Annotated in this window: 22 protein-coding genes; 18 read left to right on the top strand and 4 right to left on the bottom strand. The window is 63.6% G+C overall.

Annotated elements, in window-relative coordinates; genetic code table 11:
• Positions 1-10 precede the first annotated feature (10 nt).
• Positions 11-601, top strand: a complete 591-nt coding sequence (locus H0I86_RS18525) for a GNAT family N-acetyltransferase (protein ID WP_180921613.1) — start codon at positions 11-13, stop codon at positions 599-601.
• On the opposite strand, the gene H0I86_RS18520 is transcribed toward H0I86_RS18525, so the two are convergent.
• Both H0I86_RS18520 and H0I86_RS18515 read right to left on the bottom strand, forming a co-directional pair.
• Positions 598-1,491, bottom strand: coding sequence for a LysR substrate-binding domain-containing protein (locus H0I86_RS18520; protein ID WP_180921612.1), 894 nt, complete (start codon positions 1,489-1,491; stop codon positions 598-600). The genes H0I86_RS18525 and H0I86_RS18520 overlap by 4 nt on opposite strands.
• A gap of 86 nt (positions 1,492-1,577) precedes the next feature.
• A complete protein-coding gene (locus tag H0I86_RS18515; protein ID WP_025809195.1) occupies positions 1,578-1,814 on the bottom strand; it encodes a hypothetical protein in 237 nt (78 codons plus the stop codon).
• 228 nt (positions 1,815-2,042) lie between these two features.
• Between H0I86_RS18515 and H0I86_RS18510 the strand changes: the two genes are divergently transcribed.
• From H0I86_RS18510 to H0I86_RS18500, 3 genes are all read left to right on the top strand, one after another.
• On the top strand, positions 2,043-2,600 hold the full coding sequence (locus tag H0I86_RS18510; RefSeq protein WP_180921611.1) for an NADPH-dependent FMN reductase: 558 nt from the start codon (positions 2,043-2,045) through the stop codon (positions 2,598-2,600).
• Positions 2,601-2,730: 130 nt separating this feature from the next.
• Complete coding sequence (locus H0I86_RS18505) at positions 2,731-3,078, top strand: metalloregulator ArsR/SmtB family transcription factor (protein WP_038579491.1); 348 nt, start codon at positions 2,731-2,733, stop codon at positions 3,076-3,078.
• Between the two features lie 41 nt (positions 3,079-3,119).
• Entirely contained in the window at positions 3,120-4,406 is a 1,287-nt protein-coding gene (locus H0I86_RS18500) for an arsenic transporter (RefSeq protein WP_180921610.1), read from the top strand.
• Positions 4,407-4,430: 24 nt separating this feature from the next.
• Here H0I86_RS18500 and H0I86_RS18495 read toward each other — a convergent pair whose 3' ends face one another.
• Entirely contained in the window at positions 4,431-5,381 is a 951-nt protein-coding gene (locus H0I86_RS18495; protein ID WP_180921609.1) for a DUF1853 family protein, read from the bottom strand.
• 105 nt (positions 5,382-5,486) lie between these two features.
• On the opposite strand from H0I86_RS18495, the gene H0I86_RS18490 reads away from it, so the two are divergent.
• Genes H0I86_RS18490 through pepN form a run of 6 tightly spaced genes read left to right on the top strand, consistent with a single transcriptional unit; the run spans position 5,487 to position 12,006 of the window.
• Complete coding sequence (locus H0I86_RS18490) at positions 5,487-6,377, top strand: NAD(+) kinase (RefSeq protein ID WP_007920913.1); 891 nt, start codon at positions 5,487-5,489, stop codon at positions 6,375-6,377.
• Entirely contained in the window at positions 6,374-7,351 is a 978-nt protein-coding gene (locus H0I86_RS18485; RefSeq protein ID WP_180925870.1) for a metallophosphoesterase, read from the top strand. The genes H0I86_RS18490 and H0I86_RS18485 overlap by 4 nt, the downstream gene beginning before the upstream one ends.
• Positions 7,348-8,220 (top strand): rhomboid family intramembrane serine protease, encoded by an 873-nt coding sequence (locus H0I86_RS18480; protein WP_038579484.1) that lies wholly within the window; start codon positions 7,348-7,350, stop codon positions 8,218-8,220. Before H0I86_RS18485 ends, H0I86_RS18480 begins: the two co-directional genes overlap by 4 nt.
• Before the next feature lie 15 nt (positions 8,221-8,235).
• On the top strand, positions 8,236-8,496 hold the full coding sequence (locus H0I86_RS18475; RefSeq protein WP_007920905.1) for a YeaC family protein: 261 nt from the start codon (positions 8,236-8,238) through the stop codon (positions 8,494-8,496).
• Positions 8,493-9,323: a DUF2797 domain-containing protein gene (locus H0I86_RS18470; RefSeq protein ID WP_124354951.1), complete on the top strand. Its 831-nt coding sequence runs from the start codon at positions 8,493-8,495 to the stop codon at positions 9,321-9,323. The genes H0I86_RS18475 and H0I86_RS18470 overlap by 4 nt, the downstream gene beginning before the upstream one ends.
• A 13-nt stretch (positions 9,324-9,336) precedes the next feature.
• Entirely contained in the window at positions 9,337-12,006 is a 2,670-nt protein-coding gene (pepN, locus tag H0I86_RS18465; protein WP_180921608.1) for an aminopeptidase N, read from the top strand.
• Positions 12,007-12,034: 28 nt separating this feature from the next.
• Here the strand turns inward: pepN and H0I86_RS18460 are convergent, their stop codons facing one another.
• Positions 12,035-13,708, bottom strand: a complete 1,674-nt coding sequence (locus H0I86_RS18460; protein ID WP_180921607.1) for a SulP family inorganic anion transporter — start codon at positions 13,706-13,708, stop codon at positions 12,035-12,037.
• A 402-nt stretch (positions 13,709-14,110) separates the two neighbouring features.
• Here H0I86_RS18460 and H0I86_RS18455 point away from each other — a divergent pair, with 402 nt between their 5' ends.
• From H0I86_RS18455 to H0I86_RS18425, 8 genes are all read left to right on the top strand, one after another.
• Positions 14,111-15,160 carry a WD40/YVTN/BNR-like repeat-containing protein gene (locus H0I86_RS18455; protein ID WP_180921606.1) on the top strand — a complete coding sequence of 350 codons (1,050 nt, stop codon included), beginning with the start codon at positions 14,111-14,113 and terminating at the stop codon, positions 15,158-15,160.
• 47 nt (positions 15,161-15,207) lie between these two features.
• Positions 15,208-17,583: an efflux RND transporter permease subunit gene (locus H0I86_RS18450; protein WP_180921605.1), complete on the top strand. Its 2,376-nt coding sequence runs from the start codon at positions 15,208-15,210 to the stop codon at positions 17,581-17,583.
• A gap of 256 nt (positions 17,584-17,839) precedes the next feature.
• Positions 17,840-18,133 carry a DUF5629 family protein gene (locus H0I86_RS18445; protein ID WP_038579469.1) on the top strand — a complete coding sequence of 98 codons (294 nt, stop codon included), beginning with the start codon at positions 17,840-17,842 and terminating at the stop codon, positions 18,131-18,133.
• Positions 18,120-19,292 (top strand): lactonase family protein, encoded by a 1,173-nt coding sequence (locus H0I86_RS18440; RefSeq protein WP_180921604.1) that lies wholly within the window; start codon positions 18,120-18,122, stop codon positions 19,290-19,292. Before H0I86_RS18445 ends, H0I86_RS18440 begins: the two co-directional genes overlap by 14 nt.
• A gap of 167 nt (positions 19,293-19,459) precedes the next feature.
• Positions 19,460-19,639 (top strand): hypothetical protein, encoded by a 180-nt coding sequence (locus H0I86_RS18435; RefSeq protein ID WP_007923220.1) that lies wholly within the window; start codon positions 19,460-19,462, stop codon positions 19,637-19,639.
• A gap of 212 nt (positions 19,640-19,851) precedes the next feature.
• Positions 19,852-19,977 (top strand): hypothetical protein, encoded by a 126-nt coding sequence (locus tag H0I86_RS32220; RefSeq protein WP_007923222.1) that lies wholly within the window; start codon positions 19,852-19,854, stop codon positions 19,975-19,977.
• Positions 19,978-20,092: 115 nt separating this feature from the next.
• A complete protein-coding gene (locus H0I86_RS18430; protein ID WP_180921603.1) occupies positions 20,093-20,299 on the top strand; it encodes a hypothetical protein in 207 nt (68 codons plus the stop codon).
• Positions 20,296-20,553, top strand: coding sequence for a hypothetical protein (locus tag H0I86_RS18425; protein WP_180921602.1), 258 nt, complete (start codon positions 20,296-20,298; stop codon positions 20,551-20,553). The genes H0I86_RS18430 and H0I86_RS18425 overlap by 4 nt, the downstream gene beginning before the upstream one ends.
• The last annotated feature ends 27 nt before the right edge of the window (positions 20,554-20,580 follow it).

The raw sequence follows: 20,580 nt of genomic DNA, 5'->3' as shown, positions 1-20,580 counted from the left end.
GTTTCCCGCTATGCAGCCAATGATCAATCCCAAGTACCCCGGCCTGTCGGTGCGCGTCGCCGACGACGGTTTCGCCGCGTATGTCTGGGGCAGCGACTTCAGCTTCGAAGTCAGCGCCTATGCCCAGGCACAGAGCGGGCAGTCGGTGGCCAAGTGGCCACTGCATCACATCATCCCGTACCGCAAGTGCTACGGCATCGACCCCGAAGAATTCAGCAGCTATCGCGATGCCGCCGACAGCGCGGTGTTCATGGCCTACCTGGACGACGAGCCGGTCGGCCATGTGGTGGTCAGCACCAACTGGAACGGTTACGCCCATATCGACGAGCTGGCGGTGCACGCGCCGGCGCGGCGCCACGGGGTGGCCAAGGCCTTGCTGGATGTGGCGCAGTTCTGGAGCCGCAAGAAAAAACTGCCGGGCATCATGCTCGAGACCCAGAACAACAACCTGGGGGCCTGCCGGCTCTATGAGCGCTGCGGTTATGTGGTCGGCGGCATCGATCATCTGCGTTACCGCGGGATCGATCCGACCACGGCCGAGGTGGCGATTTTCTGGTATCGGCTGTTCAACGACGAGCTGGCACGGGAAGCCGGGGTCTAGCCGGCCAGCATGCCTTCAGCCTTTTCCGTGAGGGTTTCCAGCAGCGCCTCCAGGGTCGGCGAGGACGGGTTGCCGCTGCGGGTCAGGGCATAGAGGGTGACCGGGATCGGTGGCGACAGCGGGCAGACGTCCAGGCCACCCTCGCGCGCCCCGAGGGCGGTGAAGGGGTCGACAATCGCCAGGCCTTCGCCGGCCTCGACCATGCTGCGCATCATCTGGTGGGTCTGTACCCGGGTGTGGATCGTCGGGCTCGGGCGCAGGTTCTGCAGCTTGCTGTCCAGGGTCACACTCAGCGGGTCCTGGCCTTCCAGGCCAACCATGGCCTGGCCCGCCAGGTCCTGCAGGGAAATGTACTTCTGTTTCGGTTGCAGCCAGCCGTGAGGGGCGAGCAGTTGCAGCTTGCCCTGGGCCAGGGCGGCGCACTGGATATCGGGGTGGTCGGGGTTGTGCAGGCTCAGGCCCAGGTCGCCTTCGCGCAGCAACAGGCTCTTGACCATGTCGCGGGTGCTCTGGCTGGCGAGGTTGCACGGGGTATCGGGAAAACGCCGGCGCAGGGCGGCGATGCTCTGTGGCAACAGTTGCTGGGCCAGGGGCGGGGTGCCGATGATGCGCAAGGGCGGCGCCTGGTATTGCTTCAGGCTGTCGGCCAGGCGTTGCACGGGTTCGAAGGCGTCATACAGGGTAGCGATCGCCGGCTGCAGCTCGCGGGCCTCCCGGGTGGCTTGCAGGCGTCCGCGAACACTGGCGAAGAGCATGAAACCCGATTGGCTTTCGGCGTCGCGCAGGAGCGTTTCCACCTCGGCCACCGGCAGTTGCAGCAGCTCGGCGGCCGTGCCCAGGTGTCCGGTTTGCAGGAGCGCCTGAATCACTTCGATATGACGTAAACGCATGCTTGAAGTCCATGTCCAGCCGGTGAGGGATTCACACTGAATCCTAACTCATGTCCGCCCATATGACTTCTGCTCATAACGGCACGTTATGAAGGAAGGATGGTCTCGGGTTCGCGAATGAGAGTAATGCCCGATTGCACGAGGAGGAACTGGTTGTCGTCCATTTTGTTGACGCGGTCGCCAATGGCCAGGCGATAGGTGGTAACGGGCTCCGAGCCGGCGATGCCCTCTGGCGAGGGAGTGGATTCCTGGAACTCATGCACCGAATAGACACGGCCTTCCGCATCCCTTGCATGAAATTGTCCGACGAGTACTGCTGCCATCTTTAGAGCCTCTGGAGATAAAACACTCAATTTGCGGTCCTGTAGACCGTGTCTGGGCGAAGTAAGTTTAGCGATGGGAAAAAAATAGTCCGCGGCCCTGAACGCGACTGAGGTGCAGTGGAATAAGGGCCTGGAAAACCCCGTGGAATTTCCTGGGGCAAGGTGGCTGTGATCGGGGTGGATCATCTATAACTACCAGCCTCCTCAACCAGAAGTCGGGAATGCACTATGAGCAACGTCTACACGATTGCAGTACTGGTCGGCAGCCTGAGGAAGGCCTCGATCAACCGGAAAGTGGCGCTGGCCCTGGCGGAACTGGCGCCGGCCAACCTGCGGTTGAAGATTGTCGAGATCGGCGACCTGCCGCTCTACAACGAAGATATCGATGTAGACCCGCCAGCGGCCTACAAGGCGTTCCGCGAGCAGGTGAGCGCCGCCGATGCCGTGCTGTTCGTCACTCCGGAATACAACCGCTCGGTTCCCGCACCGATGAAAAATGCCATCGACGTGGGGTCGCGCCCCTACGGCAAGAGCGCCTGGAACGGCAAGCCGGGGGCGGTGATCAGCGCATCCCCGGGCGCCATCGGCGGTTTTGGCGCCAACCACCACCTGCGCCAGTCCCTGGTGTTCCTCAATGTGCCGTGCATGCAGCAGCCGGAAGCCTACCTGAGCGGCGCCGGTTCGGCCTTCGACGAGGCGGGCAAGCTGTCCGAGTCGCTCAAGCCGTTCCTGGAGAAGTTCATCAATGCCTACGCGCAGTGGGTCGAGCAGCACAAAAAACTCTGATCCTGGCACCGCGGGAGTCGGCCAGCCGGCTTCCGCGGGTGATGGGAATTCCTGTCGCTGTGAGAAAAGCGCTTTACCGTATATCTGAATATTCATATATTCGCCGCTCCAACTGCCTGGAGTGGCCCTGGTGTCCGATTCTCTCAACCCCGCCGAGCTGTTCAAGGCGCTTGCCGACGAAACCCGCAGCCGCATCGCCTTGCTCGTGACCCGCGAAGGCGAGTTGTGTGTCTGTGAGCTGACCGCCGCCCTGGGCCAGAGCCAGCCGAAGATCTCCCGGCACCTGGCGCTGTTGCGCAGCTGCGGCCTGCTGGCCGATCGCCGCCAGGGGCAATGGATCTACTACCGGCTGCACCCGCAATTGTCACCCTGGGTGACCACGCTGCTGCACGACACGCTGGAGGCCAACAGCCCCTGGCTGCAGGCTGACCTGCAACGCTTGCAGACCATGGCCGATCGCCCCGTGCGCTGCTGCTGAATTCCCATCCACCTCACTTTTCCTGTTCAAGGCTGCCCGGCATGCTGACTGCTTCATTGATTTTCCTGCTGACCATTACCCTGGTGATCTGGCAGCCCAAGGGCCTCGGCGTGGGCTGGAGCGCGGTGTTCGGCGCGGTGCTGGCGTTGCTGTTCGGGGTGGTGCAACTGACGGATATCCCGGTGGTCTGGCAGATCATCTGGAACGCCACCGGCACCTTCGTGGCCTTGATCATCATCAGCCTGCTGCTCGACGAGGCCGGGTTTTTCGCCTGGGCCGCCTTGCATGTGGCGCGTTGGGGGCAGGGCAGCGGACGCAAGCTGTTTGCCTTCATGGTGCTGCTGGGGGCGCTGGTGTCGGCGCTGTTCGCCAACGACGGGGCGGCGCTGATTCTCACGCCGATCGTGATCTCCATGCTGCTGGCGTTGCGCTTCTCCCGGGCCGCGACCCTGGCGTTCGTCATGGGCGCCGGGTTCATCGCTGATACTGCGAGCCTGCCGCTGGTGGTCTCGAATCTGGTGAACATCGTTTCCGCAGACTTCTTCAATATCGGCTTCAACCAGTACGCCGCGGTGATGCTGCCGGTGAACCTGGTCAGCGTGGCCGCGACCCTGGCGGTGCTGCTGTGGTTCTTCCGCCGCGACATTCCGCAGGCCTACAACCCCAAGGAACTGGAGCCGCCCGCCAGCGCGATCCACGACAAGGCTACCTTCGTTGCCGGCTGGTGGGTGCTGATCATCCTGCTGCTGGGCTGTTTTGCCCTGGAGCCGCTGGGCATTCCCATCAGCGCGATTTCGGCGGTGTGCGCGGCCTTGCTGCTGGGCATCGCGGCCAAGGGCCACAAGATCTCCACGCGCAAGGTGCTCAAGGAAGCGCCGTGGCAGATCGTGATTTTCTCCCTTGGCATGTACCTGGTGGTGTACGGCCTGCGCAATGCCGGGCTGACCACCCATCTGGCCGGCTGGCTCGACCGCTTCGCCGACTACGGCATCTGGGGCGCGGCCATGGGCACCGGGCTGCTGACCGCGGTCCTGTCATCGATCATGAACAACCTGCCGACGGTGCTGATCGGCGCGCTGTCCATCGACGCCAGCCAGGCCAGCGGCGTGGTCAAGGACGCGATGATCTACGCCAACGTGATCGGCAGCGACCTGGGGCCGAAGATCACCCCGATCGGCAGCCTGGCCACCTTGCTCTGGCTGCATGTGCTGGATCGCAAGGATATCCATATCGGCTGGGGCCGCTACTTCAAGGTCGGCATCGTGCTGACCCTGCCGGTGCTGCTGGTGACCCTGGCGGCGTTGGCCCTGCGTTTGTCGGTGATGTGAGGGCGCTGATGTTCTGAGGGCGGCTCAAGCCGTCCCCGGCACATTCGGCCAGAGGTCCGCCACCAGGAACAGGCGTTCGGCTTCTTCCCAGTCGCCGACACGGTTTTCCGTCAGGCGCACCAGCAGCTGCGCCGGGGCGTGCGGGTCGAGTTCCTCCAGCCAGGCTTGCAATTGTGGGGCGCTCCAGGTTTGTTCCGCCGGGTAGGACGCTGGCGCCAGCCAGGCCTGGCGTGGCAAGGGTTGCCAGCGTCCGGGCGGGCTTTGCGCGATAAAGGCCGGCCAGTCGCGCTGGTGCAGCCAACGCCCGCGCAGGTGCTGCGGGTGGGCGCCGCGGGGTGGTTGCGTGGTGCCGGGCCAGGGGTAGAGCAGGTAGCCGCCGAGCCACAGGTGGGCGCTGAAGTCCTGGATATCCATGGCCGCCAGCACTTCCAGGCTGTCGGCGCGGGCGGAGATCGGCAACTGGTGCTCGTTCAAGTGCGCCAGCTTGCGGTCCAGGCGGTCGTGGCAGCCGGGGCCCAGCCACAACGCGGTGTTCGTGCCGTTGCCATGTTGCGGGCCGAGGTAGAGCTTGATCGCCAGTTCCAGATGGTGAATGCCGTCGCGATCGCGCAGCAGCATGTCCAGTTCGCCCAGAGTGTGGCCGGCGCGACGGATCGGCAGGTTGGCCGCCAGCAGCTCGACGCCGGGCGCGTGCTGTACGGCAAATTGCCACAGGCGTTCGTAGTAGAGGCCCAGGCGTTTGGTCGGCCCGAGGGCCAGCCAGCGGCGCAGGGCGCGGCCGTCCTGGTCCAGCTGATGCAGCCAATGCGCCAACAACTGCGGTGCCTGCACCCAGTCGCTGCCGGCCAGCGGATGGCGCTGTGGCCAGGGCGTCTCGTCGAGCATCGGTGGCGCGAGGATGACCCAGGCCAGGTCGCGCACTTCGGGGTGGCGCAACTGGCGGGGGAGGTCGAGCAAGCCGGGAAACAGGATCATTCTGCGAGCATAGCGCCTAACGTCGAGGCTGAAAGGATTTTGTCTATGGCCGGCTTTCGCCCATAATCTCTGCTTTGCCCGTCCCAGAACCCCTGCAGGAGCCCCATGGAGCAATTTCGCAATATCGGCATTATCGGTCGCCTGGGCAGTTCCCAGGTGCTGGACACAGTTCGCCGACTGAAAAAGTTTCTGCTCGCCCGCCACCTGCATGTGATCCTCGAAGACACCATCGCCGAAGTGCTGCCCGGCCACGGCCTGCAGACCTCCTCGCGCAAGCTGCTCGGCGAAGTCTGCGACATGGTGATCGTGGTCGGCGGCGACGGCAGCCTGCTGGGCGCGGCCCGCGCCCTGGCGCGCCACAACATTCCGGTGCTGGGGATCAACCGGGGCAGCCTGGGCTTCCTCACCGACATTCGCCCGGACGAGCTGGAGGTCAAGGTCGCCGAGGTCCTCGACGGCCACTACCTGGTGGAAAACCGCTTCCTGCTGCAGGCCGAAGTACGGCGCCACGCCGAAGCCATCGGCCAGGGCGACGCACTCAACGATGTGGTGCTGCACCCGGGCAAGTCGACGCGGATGATCGAGTTCGAGATCTACATCGACGGCCAGTTCGTCTGCAGCCAGAAGGCCGACGGCCTGATTGTCGCCACGCCGACCGGCTCCACCGCCTACGCCTTGTCCGCCGGTGGGCCGATCATGCATCCCAAGCTCGACGCCATTGTGATTGTGCCGATGTACCCCCATACCTTGTCGGGAAGGCCGATCGTGGTCGATGGCAACAGCGAGCTGAAAATCGTCGTGTCCAAGGATATGCAGATCTACCCGCAGGTTTCCTGCGACGGGCAGAACCATTTCACCTGTGCCCCCGGTGACACCATCACCGTCAGCAAGAAGGCGCAGAAACTGCGCCTGATCCATCCGCTGGACCACAACTATTACGAGGTCTGCCGGACCAAGCTCGGCTGGGGCAGTCGACTGGGTGGTGGAGGCGACTGATGCTCGATCCCGCGCGTAGCTACGACCTGATCGGTGACGTGCACGGTTGCGCCCTGACCCTTGAGCACCTGCTGGACAAGCTCGGTTATCGCAAGCAGGGTGGCGTCTGGCGGCATCCGTCGCGCATGGCGGTGTTCCTCGGCGACATCATCGACCGCGGCCCACGGATCCGCGAAGCCTTGCACATTGTCCACGACATGGTCGAGGCCGGCCAGGCGCTGTGCGCCATGGGCAACCATGAGTTCAACGCCCTGGGCTGGGTCACCCCGGCACCGCCCGGCAGCAGCAGGCAGTTCGTGCGCGAACACACGCCGCGCCATGCCCGGCTGATCAACGAGACCCTGGCGCAATTCGAGCAGTACCCCAAGGACTGGCACGATTTCCTCGACTGGTTCTACCAGATGCCACTGTTCATCGACGCCGGGCGTTTTCGCGTGGTGCATGCCTGCTGGGACGCCGGCCTGATCGAGCCGCTGCGGGCGCAATACCCCGATGGCTGCATCGACGAGCACTTCCTCCAGGCCTCGGCGGTACATGGCAGCTTCGCCAATAACGTGTTCGACCGCCTGCTGCGCGGCACCGACATGCGCCTGCCCCATGGCCTGACCATGACCAGCGGCGATGGCCTGACCCGTTCGTTCTTCCGCACCAAGTTCTGGGAAGACGACCCGCAGACCTACGGCGACATCGTGTTCCAGCCCGATGCGCTGCCCGAGCCGGTGGCCCGCACGCCGCTGTCCTCGGCGGAGAAAAACAACCTGCTGCGCTACGGCGTCGATGAGCCGTTGCTGTTCGTCGGCCATTACTGGCGCAGCGGCAAACCGGCGCCGATTCGCTCGAACCTGGCCTGCCTGGATTACAGCGCGGTGCTCTATGGCAAGCTGGTGGCTTATCGCCTGGACCAGGAAACCCGCCTGGACCCGGACAAATTCGTCTGGGTCTATGTCGAGCGGCCGGAGGAGTCCCTGCCATGAGTGCTGTTGCGGTATTGCGTCTGCCGTTGAATGTGGACCTGAGTGGCTTCGTCAAACTGTTGCAGCGCATGCAGGTGCCGCACCGGGTCAGCGAGGAGGCGGGGGAGCAGGTGCTCTGGGTGCCGGACGCTATCAGCGAGGACGTGCGTTCGTTGTACGAGCGTTTTCCGGCGGGCGACCCCGAGCAACAACTGGACATCCCCGAGGCCGGCGCCGCCCTGCGTCGTCCGGGGTTCGTCGAGCAACTGCGCCGTAGCCCGGCCACCGCGCTGATCCTGCTGCTGAGCCTGATCGTCGCCGCCCTGACTTTGCTCGGCGAGAACCTCGGCACCCTGCGCTGGCTGACTTTCCTCGAGTTCCGCGTGGTCGGCGACTATATCCAGTTCACGCCCCTGGCCGACAGCCTGGCGGCGGGGCAGTGGTGGCGCCTGGTCACGCCGATGCTGATCCACTTCGGCTTCTTGCACATCGCCATGAACGGCATGTGGTACTGGGAGCTGGGGCGGCGGATCGAACAGCGCCAGGGCAGCATCAACCTGCTGGGACTGACGCTGCTGTTCAGCCTGGTGTCGAACTACGCGCAATACCTGTTCAGCGGGCCGAGCCTGTTCGGCGGCCTGTCCGGCGTGCTCTACGGCCTGCTCGGGCATTGCTGGATCTATCAGTTGCTTTCGCCCAACCCGGCCTATCGCCTGCCTCGCGGAGTCCTGGCGATGATGCTGGTGTGGTTGCTGATCTGTATGTCGGGGCTGATCTCGGTGATCGGCTTCGGTGAAATCGCCAACGCCGCCCACGTCGGCGGGTTGCTCGTCGGATGCCTCACAGGTTTGTTGGGCGGCTTGTACAGTCGCCGTAAACTGGCCCTCTAATGCTGGAGACCGCTTATGTCGTCGTTTGTTGAAATGATTGAAAACATCACCCCGGACATCTACCAGAGCCTGAAACTGGCGGTAGAGATCGGCAAATGGTCCGATGGCCGCAAGCTCACCGCCGAGCAGCGCGAGCTGTCCCTGCAGGCGATGATCGCCTGGGAAATGCAGAACCTGCCCGAAGAGCAGCGCACTGGCTACATGGGCCCGCAAGAATGTGCGTCGAAGTCGATCGAAGTACCGAACATCCTGTTCAAGTCGGACGCCATCCATTGATCGAAATTGGCCGTGGCTCCATCAGTAAAATGTCGGCGCGCCTGGACGGGGCGGATGTCCAGTACGCCTTTCGTCTTGGCGACACCGAGGTGCCGGTCAATCCGTTGATCGGCAGCACCGTGCGCCTGGAGTACCTGGGGGCGATCCACTGCACCCATTGCGGGCGCAAGACCAAGACCAGCTTCAGCCAGGGTTACTGCTACCCGTGCATGACCAAACTGGCCCAGTGCGATGTCTGCATCATGAGCCCGGAACGCTGCCACTACGACGCCGGCACCTGCCGCGAGCCGTCATGGGGCGAGCAGTTCTGCATGACCGACCATGTGGTGTACCTGGCCAACTCGTCGGGAATCAAGGTCGGCATCACCCGCGCCACCCAGTTGCCCACCCGCTGGCTCGACCAGGGCGCCAGCCAGGCGCTGCCGATCATGCGCGTGGCGACCCGCCAGCAGTCCGGTTTCGTCGAGGACCTGTTCCGCACCCAGGTGGCCGACAAGACCAACTGGCGCGCCTTGCTCAAGGGCGATGCCGAGTCGGTGGACCTGGTGCAGGTGCGCGACCAGCTGTTCGCTTCCTGCGCCGAGGGCCTGCGCGCCTTGCAGGAGCGCTTCGGCCTGCAGGCGATCCAACCGGTCAGCGATGTCGAGCCGATCGAGATCCGTTACCCGGTCGAGCAATACCCGACCAAGATCGTCAGCTTCAACCTGGACAAGAACCCGATTGCCGAAGGCACGCTGCTGGGGATCAAGGGCCAGTACCTGATCTTCGATACCGGCGTGATCAACATTCGTAAATACACGGCCTACCAGCTCGCCGTGCATCAGTAGAAGGATTCGACGCATGCGCACCGAACAACCGAAGATGATTTATCTGAAGGACTATCAGGCGCCCGAGTACCTGATCGACGAAACACACTTGACCTTCGAGTTGTTCGAGGACCACAGCCTGGTCCATGCGCAACTGGTGATGCGCCGCAATCCGGCCCGCAGTCTAGAGAGCGGTGTCGGCCTGCCGCCGCTGGTGCTCGACGGCCAGCAGCTGGAGCTGCTGTCGGTGTCCCTGGGCGATCGCGAGCTGACGGCCGCGGATTACCAGCTCAGCGCCAACCACCTGACCCTGCAGCCGACCAGCGAATCCTTCACCGTCGACACCAGCGTCAAGATCCACCCGGAAAGCAACACCGCCCTGGAAGGCCTGTACAAGTCCAGCGGCATGTTCTGCACCCAGTGCGAGGCCGAGGGCTTTCGCAAGATCACTTACTACCTCGACCGCCCGGATGTGATGAGCAAGTTCACCACCACCGTGGTGGCCGAGCAGCACAGCTATCCGGTGCTGCTGTCCAACGGCAACCCGATCGCCAGCGGGCCGGGCGAAGACGGCCGGCACTGGGCGACCTGGGAAGACCCGTTCATGAAGCCGGCCTACCTGTTCGCCCTGGTGGCGGGCGATTTGTGGTGCGTCGAGGACAGCTTCACCACCATGAACCAGCGCGAGGTCGCGCTGCGCATCTATGTCGAGCCGGAAAACATCGACAAGTGCCAGCACGCCATGACCAGCCTGAAGAAGTCCATGCGCTGGGATGAACAGACCTACGGCTGTGAGTATGACCTGGACATCTTCATGATCGTCGCGGTCAACGACTTCAACATGGGCGCCATGGAGAACAAGGGCCTCAACATCTTCAACTCCAGCGCCGTGCTGGCTCGCGCCGAGACCGCCACCGACGCCGCGCACCAGCGGGTCGAGGCGATCGTCGCCCACGAATACTTCCACAACTGGTCGGGCAACCGCGTGACCTGCCGCGACTGGTTCCAGCTGTCGCTCAAGGAGGGTTTCACGGTGTTCCGCGATGCCGGTTTCTCCTCGGACATGAACTCGCGCACGGTCAAGCGCATCCAGGACGTGGCTTACCTGCGCACCCACCAGTTCGCCGAAGACGCCGGCCCCATGGCCCACGCCGTGCGCCCGGAAAGCTTTATCGAGATCTCCAACTTCTACACCCTGACCGTGTACGAGAAGGGCTCGGAAGTGGTCGGCATGATCCGCACCCTGGTGGGCGCCGAAGGCTTCCGCAAGGGCAGCGACCTGTACTTCGAGCGCCACGACGGCCAGGCCGTGACCTGCGACGATTTCGTCAAGGCCATGGAAGACGCCAACGGCATCGACCTCGCCCAGTTCAAGCGCTGGTACAGCCAGGCCGGCACCCCGCGCCTGGCGGTCAGCGAAGCCTATGACGCGGCGGCGAAGACCTACAGCCTGACCTTCCGTCAGAGCTGCCCGCAAACCCCGGACAAGGTGGAAAAGCTGCCGTTCGTGATTCCGGTCGAGCTGGGCCTGCTGGACTCCAAGGGCGCGGCCATTGCCCTGCGCCTGGCCGGCGAAGCCGCCGCGCAAGGCACTTCGCGGGTGATCTCGGTGACCGAAGCCGAGCAGACCTTCACCTTCGTCGACATCGCCGAACAACCGCTGCCGTCCTTGCTGCGCGGCTTCTCGGCGCCGGTGAAGCTGAGCTTCCCGTACAACCGCGACCAGCTGATGTTCCTCATGCAGCACGACAGCGACGGCTTCAACCGTTGGGACGCCGGCCAGCAACTGGCGGTTCAAGTGCTGCAAGACCTGATTGCCCAGCATCAGCAGGGCCAGGCACTGGTGCTGGACCAGCGTCTGGTCACCGCGCTGGCTACGCTGCTGGCCGACGACAGCCTGGACCAGGCCATGGTCGCGGAAATGCTCTCGCTGCCGGGCGAGGCCTACCTGGCCGAAATCAGCGAAGTGGCGGATGTCGAGGCCATTCACGCGGCGCGCGAGTTCGCCCGCCAGCAACTGGCCGACAGCCTGTTCGACGGGCTGTGGAGGCGTTACCAGGCCAATCGCGAGGTCTCCCGGAGCACCGACTATGTCGCCGAGTCCGCGCACTTTGCCCGCCGCGCCCTGCAAAACATCGCGCTGTCGTACCTGATGCTCACCGAGAAGCCGCAAGTGCTGGCGGCGGCCATCGAACAGTTCGACGCCGCCGACAACATGACCGAGCGCCTGACAGCGCTGGCGGTGCTGGTCAACTCGCCGTTCGAGGCCGAGAAGGCCAAGGCCCTGGCGGTGTTCGCCGAGCACTTCAAGGACAACGCCCTGGTCATGGACCAGTGGTTCAGCGTCCAGGCCGGCAGCACCCTGCCGGGCGGGCTGGAGCGGGTCAAGGCGCTGATGCAGCACCCGGCGTTCAACATCAAGAACCCGAACAAGGTGCGCGCCCTGATCGGCGCCTTCGCCGGCCAGAACCTGATCAACTTCCACGCCGCGGACGGCTCCGGCTACCGCTTCCTGGCCGACCTGGTGATCCAGCTCAACGGCTTCAATCCGCAGATCGCCTCGCGGCAACTGGCGCCGCTGACCCGCTGGCGCAAATACGACAGCGCCCGCCAGGTGCTGATGAAGGGCGAGCTGGAACGCATCCGCGCCTCCGGCGAGCTGTCCAGCGATGTGTTCGAGGTGGTCAGCAAAAGCCTGGCCTGACCCTCTCTCCTGGGAACTGGCCCGACGCCTACAAAGGATGGGGTGTCGGGCTGGGGGGAGCGACGCCAGGGTTCATGCTCTGTAGTGCGTCAGGCAGATCCCGGTGATAGTTCTGCGCGCCGATGGCGTGCAGGATGCCGACCCGTTCAAGCTTGGTGTGGACCTTGAGGTTGGCTTCGCACAGCTTCACCACGATCCCGCGCTTGTGCAGCTGGCCTATCACTTCCTCCAGCATCTGCAAGCCCGTGATGTCCATGAAAGGCACGTGTCTCAGGCGAATGATCAGCACCTGCGGGTCGCTGTGGGTCTGCGCCAGCGCGCGCTCGAAAGTCTCCGCGGCACCGAAGAACAGCGGCCCCTCGATGGTGTAGATCAGCACTCCCGGCGGTAGATGCAGCTGGCCGTTGCCGTGCAGCTCGTGTTGCAGGTCCTGTTCCACCACCTGTTGCACCTCCACCGAGGAGGCCATGCGCCGCAGGAAATGCAGCATCGCCAGAATCACCCCGATATTCACCGCGATCACCAGATCGCTGAACACCGTGAGGGCAAAGGTAGCCAGCAGGATCGCCACGTCCGCCCGGGGCGCCCGTTGCACCATGCGCTTGAAGTGGTGCAATTCGCTCATGTTATAGGCGACCACGAACAGGATCGCCGCCAGGGCGCACAGCGGGATATTGGCCGCCAGCGGCGCGAGAAACAGGATGATCAGCACCAGGACCAGCGCGTGGGTGATGCCCGCCAGCGGGCTGCTGCCGCCGTTGCGGATATTGGTCGCGGTGCGGGCAATGGCGCCGGTGGCGGCGAATCCGCCAAACAGCGGCGTGGCCAGGTTGGCGATGCCCTGGCCGATCAGTTCCTGGTTGGAATCGTGGCGGGTGCCGGCCATGCCGTCGGCCACCACCGCCGACAACAGCGACTCGATGGCGCCGAGCATGGCGATGGCGAAGGCCGGGCCGATCAGGTCCAGCACCCGCGGCAGGCTGATCTCTGGGAACTGCAACGCCGGCAACCCCTGGGGAATGCCGCCGAAGGCACTGCCGATGGTGGCCACGCCGTCGAACTGGAACAGGGACTGCAAGGCCGTGGCCAGGGTCATGGCGACCAGGGGCGCCGGCAGGCGTTTGAGCTGCGCGATCCTCGGCACGCCCCACAACAGCGCCAGGCTGAGCAGGGCCAGCAGGGTGGTGGCCAGGTGCAGGTCGGGCAGGGCCTGCAGCAAGTGCCAGAGCTTCTGGTGGAAGTACTCGCCGCCGACGGCGGGCAGGCCGAAGAAGTCCTTCCACTGGCTGACCCAGATGATCACCCCGATCCCGGCGGTAAAGCCGAGTATCACCGGGTCCGGGATGAACTTGATCAGGGCCCCGAGGCGGCTGATGCCCAGCAGGAACAGGATGATCCCGGCCATCATGGTCGCCAGTTGCAGGCCGTCGACCCCGTACTTGGCGGTGACCCCGGCCAGAATCACGATAAAGGCCCCGGTGGGCCCGGCGATCTGCAAGCGGCTGCCGCCGAACAACGACACCAGCAGGCCGCCGACGATGGCGGTGTAGATTCCTTGTTCAGGCTTGACCCCGGAGGCGATGGCGAAGGCCATGGCCAGGGGCAGCGCCACCACGCCGACAATCACCCCGGACACCAGGTTGCGGGCCCAGTGGGCGCGTCCCAGCAATCCGGCTTTCCACGCCTCGCGTATGGCAATCATGGCTCACTCCCGACATCCGACTCGCAGACCACGCTGCTCATCATAGCCAAAGCCAGGAGGCGCGGCCCCTGGCCTGAATCAGTCTTTGCGCGGTTATCTGGAGCAGATGCTTGGGGATGGAGGCGCGCAGTCCGCGGCGTTTGTGTTCCTGCCTCAGCTACGCTTATTACACCGCATCGGTCTCGCCCACCCCAGTGCATGCCGGAGTATTCAGGTTCCAGGTCGGGGCAGTGGTTAACAAAAGATAACGTGGTGTCGATTGTCAGACGTTTCGAAAGCCCGATAGGATAGGTCAGCTTCCGAAGGGGCTCTAGATTGCAGGTTTCAGGACATTGTCCTAACCGCCCCGAACGGCGCCCTGAAGGTTGAACGACCTAACAATAATAAATGGGGGAAAGGTCTATGAGTGAGCCTGTCATGGGTGTGAGTTCCTGCCGCCCGCCGGCCTTGCGCAGATTTGCGTTGCTGGCTACAGCGCTCTCGCTGTTGGGGGTCGCCCTGTTGTCGGCCCCGGTCCAGGCCGCCGCGTCCGCGGCGGACACTGTCTATTCCACCGAATCGGCCAAGGCCAGCAAGGGCCTGATGCTCGATGTCGTGCATGCCGGTTCGCGCCTGGTCGCGGTCGGCGATCGTGGGCACATTCTCTATTCCGACGACCAGGGCCAGACCTGGACCCAGGCCAAGGTGCCGACCCGGCAGCTGCTGACCGCGGTGTATTTCGTCGATGCCAAGCACGGCTGGGCCGTCGGCCACGATGCCCAGGTGCTCGCCAGCGAAGACGGCGGCCTGACCTGGACCAAGCAATTCGAAGACCTCAAGCGCGAAGCGCCGCTGCTGGACGTGTGGTTCCAGGACACCAGCAACGGTTTGGCCGTGGGTGCCTACGGCGCGCTGCTGGCCACCACCGACGGCGGCAAGCACTGGGAAGACGCCAGCGACCGCCTGGACAACGAAGACCAGTACCACCTCAACGCCATCGCCGCGGTGAAGGATTCCGGCCTGTTCATCGTCGGCGAACAGGGCAGCATGTTCCGCTCCGCCGACTGGGGACAAACCTGGGAACGCCTCGAAGGCCCTTATGAAGGTTCGTTCTTCGGCGTGATCGGCACCGCCCAGCCCGCCACGCTGCTGGCTTACGGCCTGCGCGGCAATCTCTATCGCTCCACCGACTTCGGCAGCACCTGGGAACAGGTCGAGCTCAAGGCCGCCCGCGGCAGCCTGGAATTCGGCCTGTCCGGCGCCACGCTGCTGGACGACGGTTCGCTGGTGATCGTCGGCAACGGCGGCAGCGTGGTGCGCAGCACCGACAACGGCGTGACCTTCAGCGTCTACAACCGTCCGGACCGGATCTCCCTGGCAGCGGTGACGGCAGCCGGCAATGGCAACCTGATTCTGGCGGGGCAGGGCGGTGTACGCTCGACCTCGTCGAATGGCGCCGATCTCGGAAAATAATCAGGGCAAGCAAGCCGGGCCAATAATAAGAAGGCGGGAATACTTCCATGAGCAGTCATCAAACCGACAAGGCGACGTTTCTCGAGCGTCTGATTTTCAACAACCGCCCGGCAGTGATCGTCATCTGCCTGCTGGTCAGCGTTTTCCTGTTCTGGCAGGCCACGCTGATCAAGCCGTCCACCAGTTTCGAAAAAATGATCCCGCTCGAGCATCCCTTCATCGAGAAGATGATGGAGCATCGCAACGACCTGGCGAACCTGGGCAACACCGTGCGCATCTCGGTGGAGGCCAAGGACGGTGACATCTTCACCAAGGACTACATGGAAACGCTGCGGCAGATCCACGACGAGGTGTTCTACATCTCCGGCGTCGACCGCTCGGGCCTCAAGTCGCTGTGGAGCCCCAGCGTGCGCTGGACCGAGGTGACGGAGGAGGGCTTCGCCGGCGGCGAAGTGATCCCGCAGAGCTACAACGGCTCGGCCGACAGCCTCGACCTGCTGCGCAACAACGTGCTCAAGTCGGGCCAGGTCGGGCGCCTGGTGGCCAACGACTTCAAGTCGAGCATCATCGACATTCCGCTGCTGGAGTCCTACCCGGACCCGCAGGACCAGGGCAAGCTGCTGGCCCTGGACTACCAGAAGTTCTCCCACGAGCTGGAAGAAAAGATCCGCGACAAGTTCGAGGCGCAGAACCCCAATGTGAAGATTCACATCGTCGGTTTCGCCAAGAAGGTCGGCGACCTGATCGACGGCCTGATCATGGTGGTGATGTTCTTCGGCGTCGCCTTCCTGATCACCCTGGTGCTGCTCTACTGGTTCACCTGGTGCATCCGTAGCACCATCGCCGTGCTCATCACCACCCTGGTGGCGGTGGTCTGGCAACTGGGCCTGATGCACGCCGTGGGCTTCGGCCTCGACCCCTATTCGATGCTGGTGCCGTTCCTGATCTTCGCCATCGGCATTTCCCACGGGGTGCAGAAAATCAACGGTATCGCCCTGCAATCCAGCGGTGCCGACAACGCGCTGACCGCCGCCCGGCGTACCTTCCGCCAGCTGTTCCTGCCGGGGATGATCGCGATCCTCGCCGATGCCGTGGGCTTCATCACCCTGCTGATCATCGACATCGGGGTGATTCGTGAGCTGGCCATCGGCGCCTCCATCGGCGTGGCGGTGATCGTGTTCACCAACCTGATCCTGCTGCCGGTGGCGATTTCCTATGTCGGCATCAGCAAGCGTGCAATCGAGCGCAGCAAGAAGGACGCTACCCGCGAGCATCCGTTCTGGCGCCTGCTGTCGAACTTCGCCAGCCCGAAAGTCGCCCCGGTGTCGATCTTCCTGGCCCTGCTGGCCTTCGGTGGCGGCCTCTGGTACAGCCAGAACCTGAAGATCGGCGACCTCGACCAGGGCGCCCCGGAACTGCGTCCGGACTCGCGCTATAACAAGGACAACAACTTCATCATCAACAACTATTCCACCAGTTCCGACGTGCTGGTGGTGATGGTCAAGACCGCCTCCGAAGGCTGCTCGCGCTACGAAGCCATGGCGCCGATCGACGAACTGATGTGGAAGATGCAGAACACCGAGGGCGTGCAGTCGGCGATTTCCCTGGTGACCGTGTCCAAGCAGATGATCAAGGGCATGAACGAGGGCAACCTGAAATGGGAAACCCTGTCGCGCAACCCGGATGTGCTGAACAACTCCATCGCCCGCGCCGATGGCCTGTACAACAACAATTGCTCGCTGGCGCCGGTGCTGATCTTCCTCAACGACCACAAGGCCGAGACCCTCGACCGCGCGGTGCATGCGGTGCAGGAGTTCGCCAAGGAGCACAACAAGGACGGCCTGGAGTTCCTGCTGGCGGCGGGTAACGCCGGGATCGAGGCGGCCACCAACGAGGTGATCAAGCGCTCGGAGCTGACCATCCTGGTGCTGGTGTACATCTGCGTGGCGGTGATGTGCATGATCACCTTCCGCTCCTGGGCGGCGACCCTGTGCATTGTCCTGCCGCTGGTGCTGACCTCGGTGCTGGGCAACGCGCTGATGGCGTTCATGGGCATCGGCGTCAAGGTCGCGACCTTGCCGGTGGTGGCGCTCGGGGTGGGTATCGGCGTGGACTACGGGATCTACATCTACAGCCGCCTGGAAAGCTTCCTGCGCGCCGGCCTGCCGTTGCAGGAGGCCTACTACCAGACCCTGAAATCCACCGGCAAGGCGGTGCTGTTCACCGGCCTGTGCCTGGCCATCGGCGTCGCCACCTGGATCTTCTCGGCCATCAAGTTCCAGGCCGACATGGGCCTGATGCTGACCTTCATGCTCCTGTGGAACATGTTCGGCGCGCTGTGGCTGCTGCCGGCGCTGGCGCGGTTCCTGATCAAGCCGGAGAAACTGGCGGGGCAGAAGGGCCATTCGCTGTTCGCCCACTAAACCTCGAAACTCCAAGCAAAACCGCGACCCAGGTCGCGGTTTTTTATTGCCCGGTCCGGCACCACCGCTCCCTGTAGCCGCTGCCGAGCCCGCGAGGCTGCGATCGACCGGTACGGTCGCAGCGGTCTTCCTGGCGCAGCCTGCGCCAGCGGCTACAGGATTTGTAGCAATGGTTCGTGCGAACTTTGCAATGCCACTACAGCCGCGCCGCGCCGGACCCGCTATCATGGCCGCTTTCCATTGCTGACTGACTGCCATGACTGCCGCTACAGACACTTTGCTGACTGCCCTCCAAGCCTGCGACATGTTGGAAATCGACGGGCTGCATGCCTTCGACTTCACCCTTGACGACCAGCGCCTGCTGATCGAATGCATGGACGGCCGCGCGGCCAAGCGCTGGAGTTTCAGCCTGGCCCAGGTCAACGCCGCGACCTTCGACGACACCCTGCAAAGCTGGACCATCGTCGGCGACTCCGGTGAGCACCGCCTGGTGTGCATGAGTGCTTTCAGTGCCCGTAACGATGAGGAGGATGAACATGAGGATGCGTAACTTCTGGCCACTGCTGATGGCTGGCAGTGTCGGCGCCATGGCCGTGCAGGCCGCGCCGGTCGAGACCCAGGAGCTGCTGGTCGGTTCCTACACCCAGGGCCAGAGCGAAGGCATCTACCGCCTCAAGTTCGACGGTCGCACCGGCAAGATCGAGGCCAAGCCGCTGCAGGTGGTCAAGAGCGCCAACCCGTCCTGGCTGACCCTGTCCAAGGACCAGAAGCAGCTGTTCGTGGTCAATGAGAACGGGCCGGGGCAAGCCGACCCGATCGGCCGCGTCAGCAGCTTCAGCATCGAGGCCAAGAGCCGCAAGCTGAACCCGATCAACCAGGTGCAGAGCCTGGGCAACGAGCCGACGCATTCGAGCCTGAGCGGCGATGGCCGCTACCTGTTCGTCAGCAACTATTCGGTGGTCGCGGATCCGGGCGGCAGCCTCGCGGTGTTGCCGGTCGGTACCGATGGCAAGCTGTCGCCGGTGGTCCAGCTCAGCAGCCACCCAGGCAGCCGGGTCAACCCCGAGCGCCAGGTGGCGGCCCACGTGCATTCGGTGGTGTCGTCGCCGGACGGCCAGTTCGTGTTCGCCAGCGACCTGGGCGCGGACAAGATCTTCGTCTACCGCTACGACCCCAAGGCCAACGCCGAACGCCCACTGACCGCGGCCGAGCCGGCGTTCGTCGAGCTGCCACCGGGCAGCGGCCCACGCCACCTGCTGTTCAGCGCCGATGGCAAGCACGCCTACCTGACCCTGGAAATGAGCGCCCAGGTGGCGATGTTCGATTACCAGGACGGCAAGCTGACCCAGAAGCAGATCCTCGACTTGACCAACGGCGGCAAGGACAAGAAGGCAGCGGGCGCGCTGCATGCCTCCAAGGACGGCAAGTACCTGTACGTGAGCAACCGCGGCACGGCCAATCAGTTGCTGGTGTTCGCCATCGACGAAGCCACGGGCCAGCTCAAGGAGATCCAGCGGCGTTCGGTGGAGGGCGATCACCCTCGTGAGTTCAGCCTCGATCCGAGCAACAAGTACGTGCTGATCGGCAACCAGAAGAGCAACGAGATCGTGGTGATCGAGCGCGACGCCAAGACCGGTTTCCTCGGCAAGACCGTGCAGAAACTGCCGTTCGATTCACCCAGCGATATCAAGTTCCTGGTGCGTCAATAAGCCACAGGCCCCGGTCGACGGGGCCTGAGCCTTTCTATTAATGACGCTGATATCTGCTACTGCTGGAAAAAATTTCAACCCGCCAACCCTCGGGCGTAGTTTTGCTTCACGGCCTGGCGCATCAAGGCTTCCGGGCAAACAAGCCGACTGCATACGAGGGTTACCCAATGAACTTCAATCTCTTCTCCGTGATCGCCGCTTCCGCCATCTCCGCTACCGTGGCCCTGCCAGCCAGCGCCAACGTGGAAATCAGCGAGAAAAAATCCGCGACCAACACCTACACCCAGAAATACCTGCAACAGAGCGCCAACTTCTACGCCGCACTGGATCACAAGATCCAACACTGAAATCCCCCGCACCGCCCAGGTATGCAGGAGCGAAGTCACTGGCTTCCCTGAATGGACTCGTTCATCCAGCGGACCGGCAGTGATGTCGCTCCTGCATCACCTGTATGCGACGTTTTCCCCCATGCCAGACAAATTAGCTTGGTAATGTCATATCGCCATATGTTTAAATTTGACGCTAATTAATTGACTCCTCCTTTCCAAGGATCGACAGCATGGCGATGCGTCTGGCAGTGGTTCTTCTGTTCCTCTATTCCACCCCGATTCTTTCGGCTGCCCAGCCTGTCGAAGGCGAGCCGGAAACCTCCCGCGAGCGAATGCTGACCCTGCTTGAGGACTGACTGGCCGCGGACTAACGATCAATCCAACTGATGGTGACTATGCACCGAGGTTGTTTTTGCGGCGGGCGTTTTTAACGGATTCTGTGGGCACTGAAACATGCCCACGGAGACCATCATGGCCCACTCAATCCTCACCTCTGCCAAGCGCGGCGCCTATGTCGCCATTGGCCTGTACCTGGCCATGGTCCTCCTGGTCAGCCTCTCGGCCCAGACCCCGTCGACGGTGCAACCGCCGATCCAGGTCGCTTACCCGGCCATCCAGTTCGAACACCGCGCGCAAGCCGCCGAACAGATTCCGGATGCGGGAGTGGCGCTGCTATGAAAGGACGCGGGTTCTGGGTCATTGCCTTCCTGGCGTTCATGACCAATGGCGCTTCCTTGCTGGGGGTAGGGCAGGGCTCGGCGGGCTCGCTGGCCCGGGCCATCGAATGCAATCACAACATCGCCCACAACATTGAAACCGCCAAGGTCCTGGGCCTGCTGGCCGGCAACCCGCCAGCCAAGCCCAGGGCCGCGTTCTTCGGCCCGTTCAGCGTCGATTGCTCGGCGTTGCAGATGTGCAGTGTGTTGGCCTGACCCGAGCAATAACGCGAACCCTGTAGC

The organism is Pseudomonas chlororaphis subsp. aurantiaca (genome assembly GCF_013466605.1).
Classification (GTDB): domain Bacteria; phylum Pseudomonadota; class Gammaproteobacteria; order Pseudomonadales; family Pseudomonadaceae; genus Aquipseudomonas; species Aquipseudomonas chlororaphis_I.
This window is presented reverse-complemented; position numbering and strand designations above follow the sequence as displayed.

Bases quoted from the DNA above. Each gene is read 5' to 3' on its own strand.
- H0I86_RS18515 (WP_025809195.1), bottom strand. From the start codon at position 1,814: ATGGCAGCAGTACTCGTCGGACAATTTCATGCAAGGGATGCGGAAGGC.
- H0I86_RS18440 (WP_180921604.1), top strand. From the start codon at position 18,120: ATGAGGATGCGTAACTTCTGGCCACTGCTGATGGCTGGCAGTGTCGGC.
- H0I86_RS18455 (WP_180921606.1), top strand. From the start codon at position 14,111: ATGAGTGAGCCTGTCATGGGTGTGAGTTCCTGCCGCCCGCCGGCCTTG.
- H0I86_RS18430 (WP_180921603.1), top strand. From the start codon at position 20,093: ATGGCCCACTCAATCCTCACCTCTGCCAAGCGCGGCGCCTATGTCGCC.
- H0I86_RS18450 (WP_180921605.1), top strand. From the start codon at position 15,208: ATGAGCAGTCATCAAACCGACAAGGCGACGTTTCTCGAGCGTCTGATT.
- H0I86_RS18520 (WP_180921612.1), bottom strand. From the start codon at position 1,491: ATGCGTTTACGTCATATCGAAGTGATTCAGGCGCTCCTGCAAACCGGA.
- H0I86_RS18500 (WP_180921610.1), top strand. From the start codon at position 3,120: ATGCTGACTGCTTCATTGATTTTCCTGCTGACCATTACCCTGGTGATC.
- pepN (WP_180921608.1), top strand. From the start codon at position 9,337: ATGCGCACCGAACAACCGAAGATGATTTATCTGAAGGACTATCAGGCG.
- H0I86_RS18435 (WP_007923220.1), top strand. From the start codon at position 19,460: ATGAACTTCAATCTCTTCTCCGTGATCGCCGCTTCCGCCATCTCCGCT.
- H0I86_RS18460 (WP_180921607.1), bottom strand. From the start codon at position 13,708: ATGATTGCCATACGCGAGGCGTGGAAAGCCGGATTGCTGGGACGCGCC.
- H0I86_RS18495 (WP_180921609.1), bottom strand. From the start codon at position 5,381: ATGATCCTGTTTCCCGGCTTGCTCGACCTCCCCCGCCAGTTGCGCCAC.
- H0I86_RS18510 (WP_180921611.1), top strand. From the start codon at position 2,043: ATGAGCAACGTCTACACGATTGCAGTACTGGTCGGCAGCCTGAGGAAG.
- H0I86_RS18445 (WP_038579469.1), top strand. From the start codon at position 17,840: ATGACTGCCGCTACAGACACTTTGCTGACTGCCCTCCAAGCCTGCGAC.
- H0I86_RS18425 (WP_180921602.1), top strand. From the start codon at position 20,296: ATGAAAGGACGCGGGTTCTGGGTCATTGCCTTCCTGGCGTTCATGACC.
- H0I86_RS18480 (WP_038579484.1), top strand. From the start codon at position 7,348: ATGAGTGCTGTTGCGGTATTGCGTCTGCCGTTGAATGTGGACCTGAGT.
- H0I86_RS32220 (WP_007923222.1), top strand. From the start codon at position 19,852: ATGGCGATGCGTCTGGCAGTGGTTCTTCTGTTCCTCTATTCCACCCCG.
- H0I86_RS18490 (WP_007920913.1), top strand. From the start codon at position 5,487: ATGGAGCAATTTCGCAATATCGGCATTATCGGTCGCCTGGGCAGTTCC.
- H0I86_RS18525 (WP_180921613.1), top strand. From the start codon at position 11: ATGCAGCCAATGATCAATCCCAAGTACCCCGGCCTGTCGGTGCGCGTC.
- H0I86_RS18475 (WP_007920905.1), top strand. From the start codon at position 8,236: ATGTCGTCGTTTGTTGAAATGATTGAAAACATCACCCCGGACATCTAC.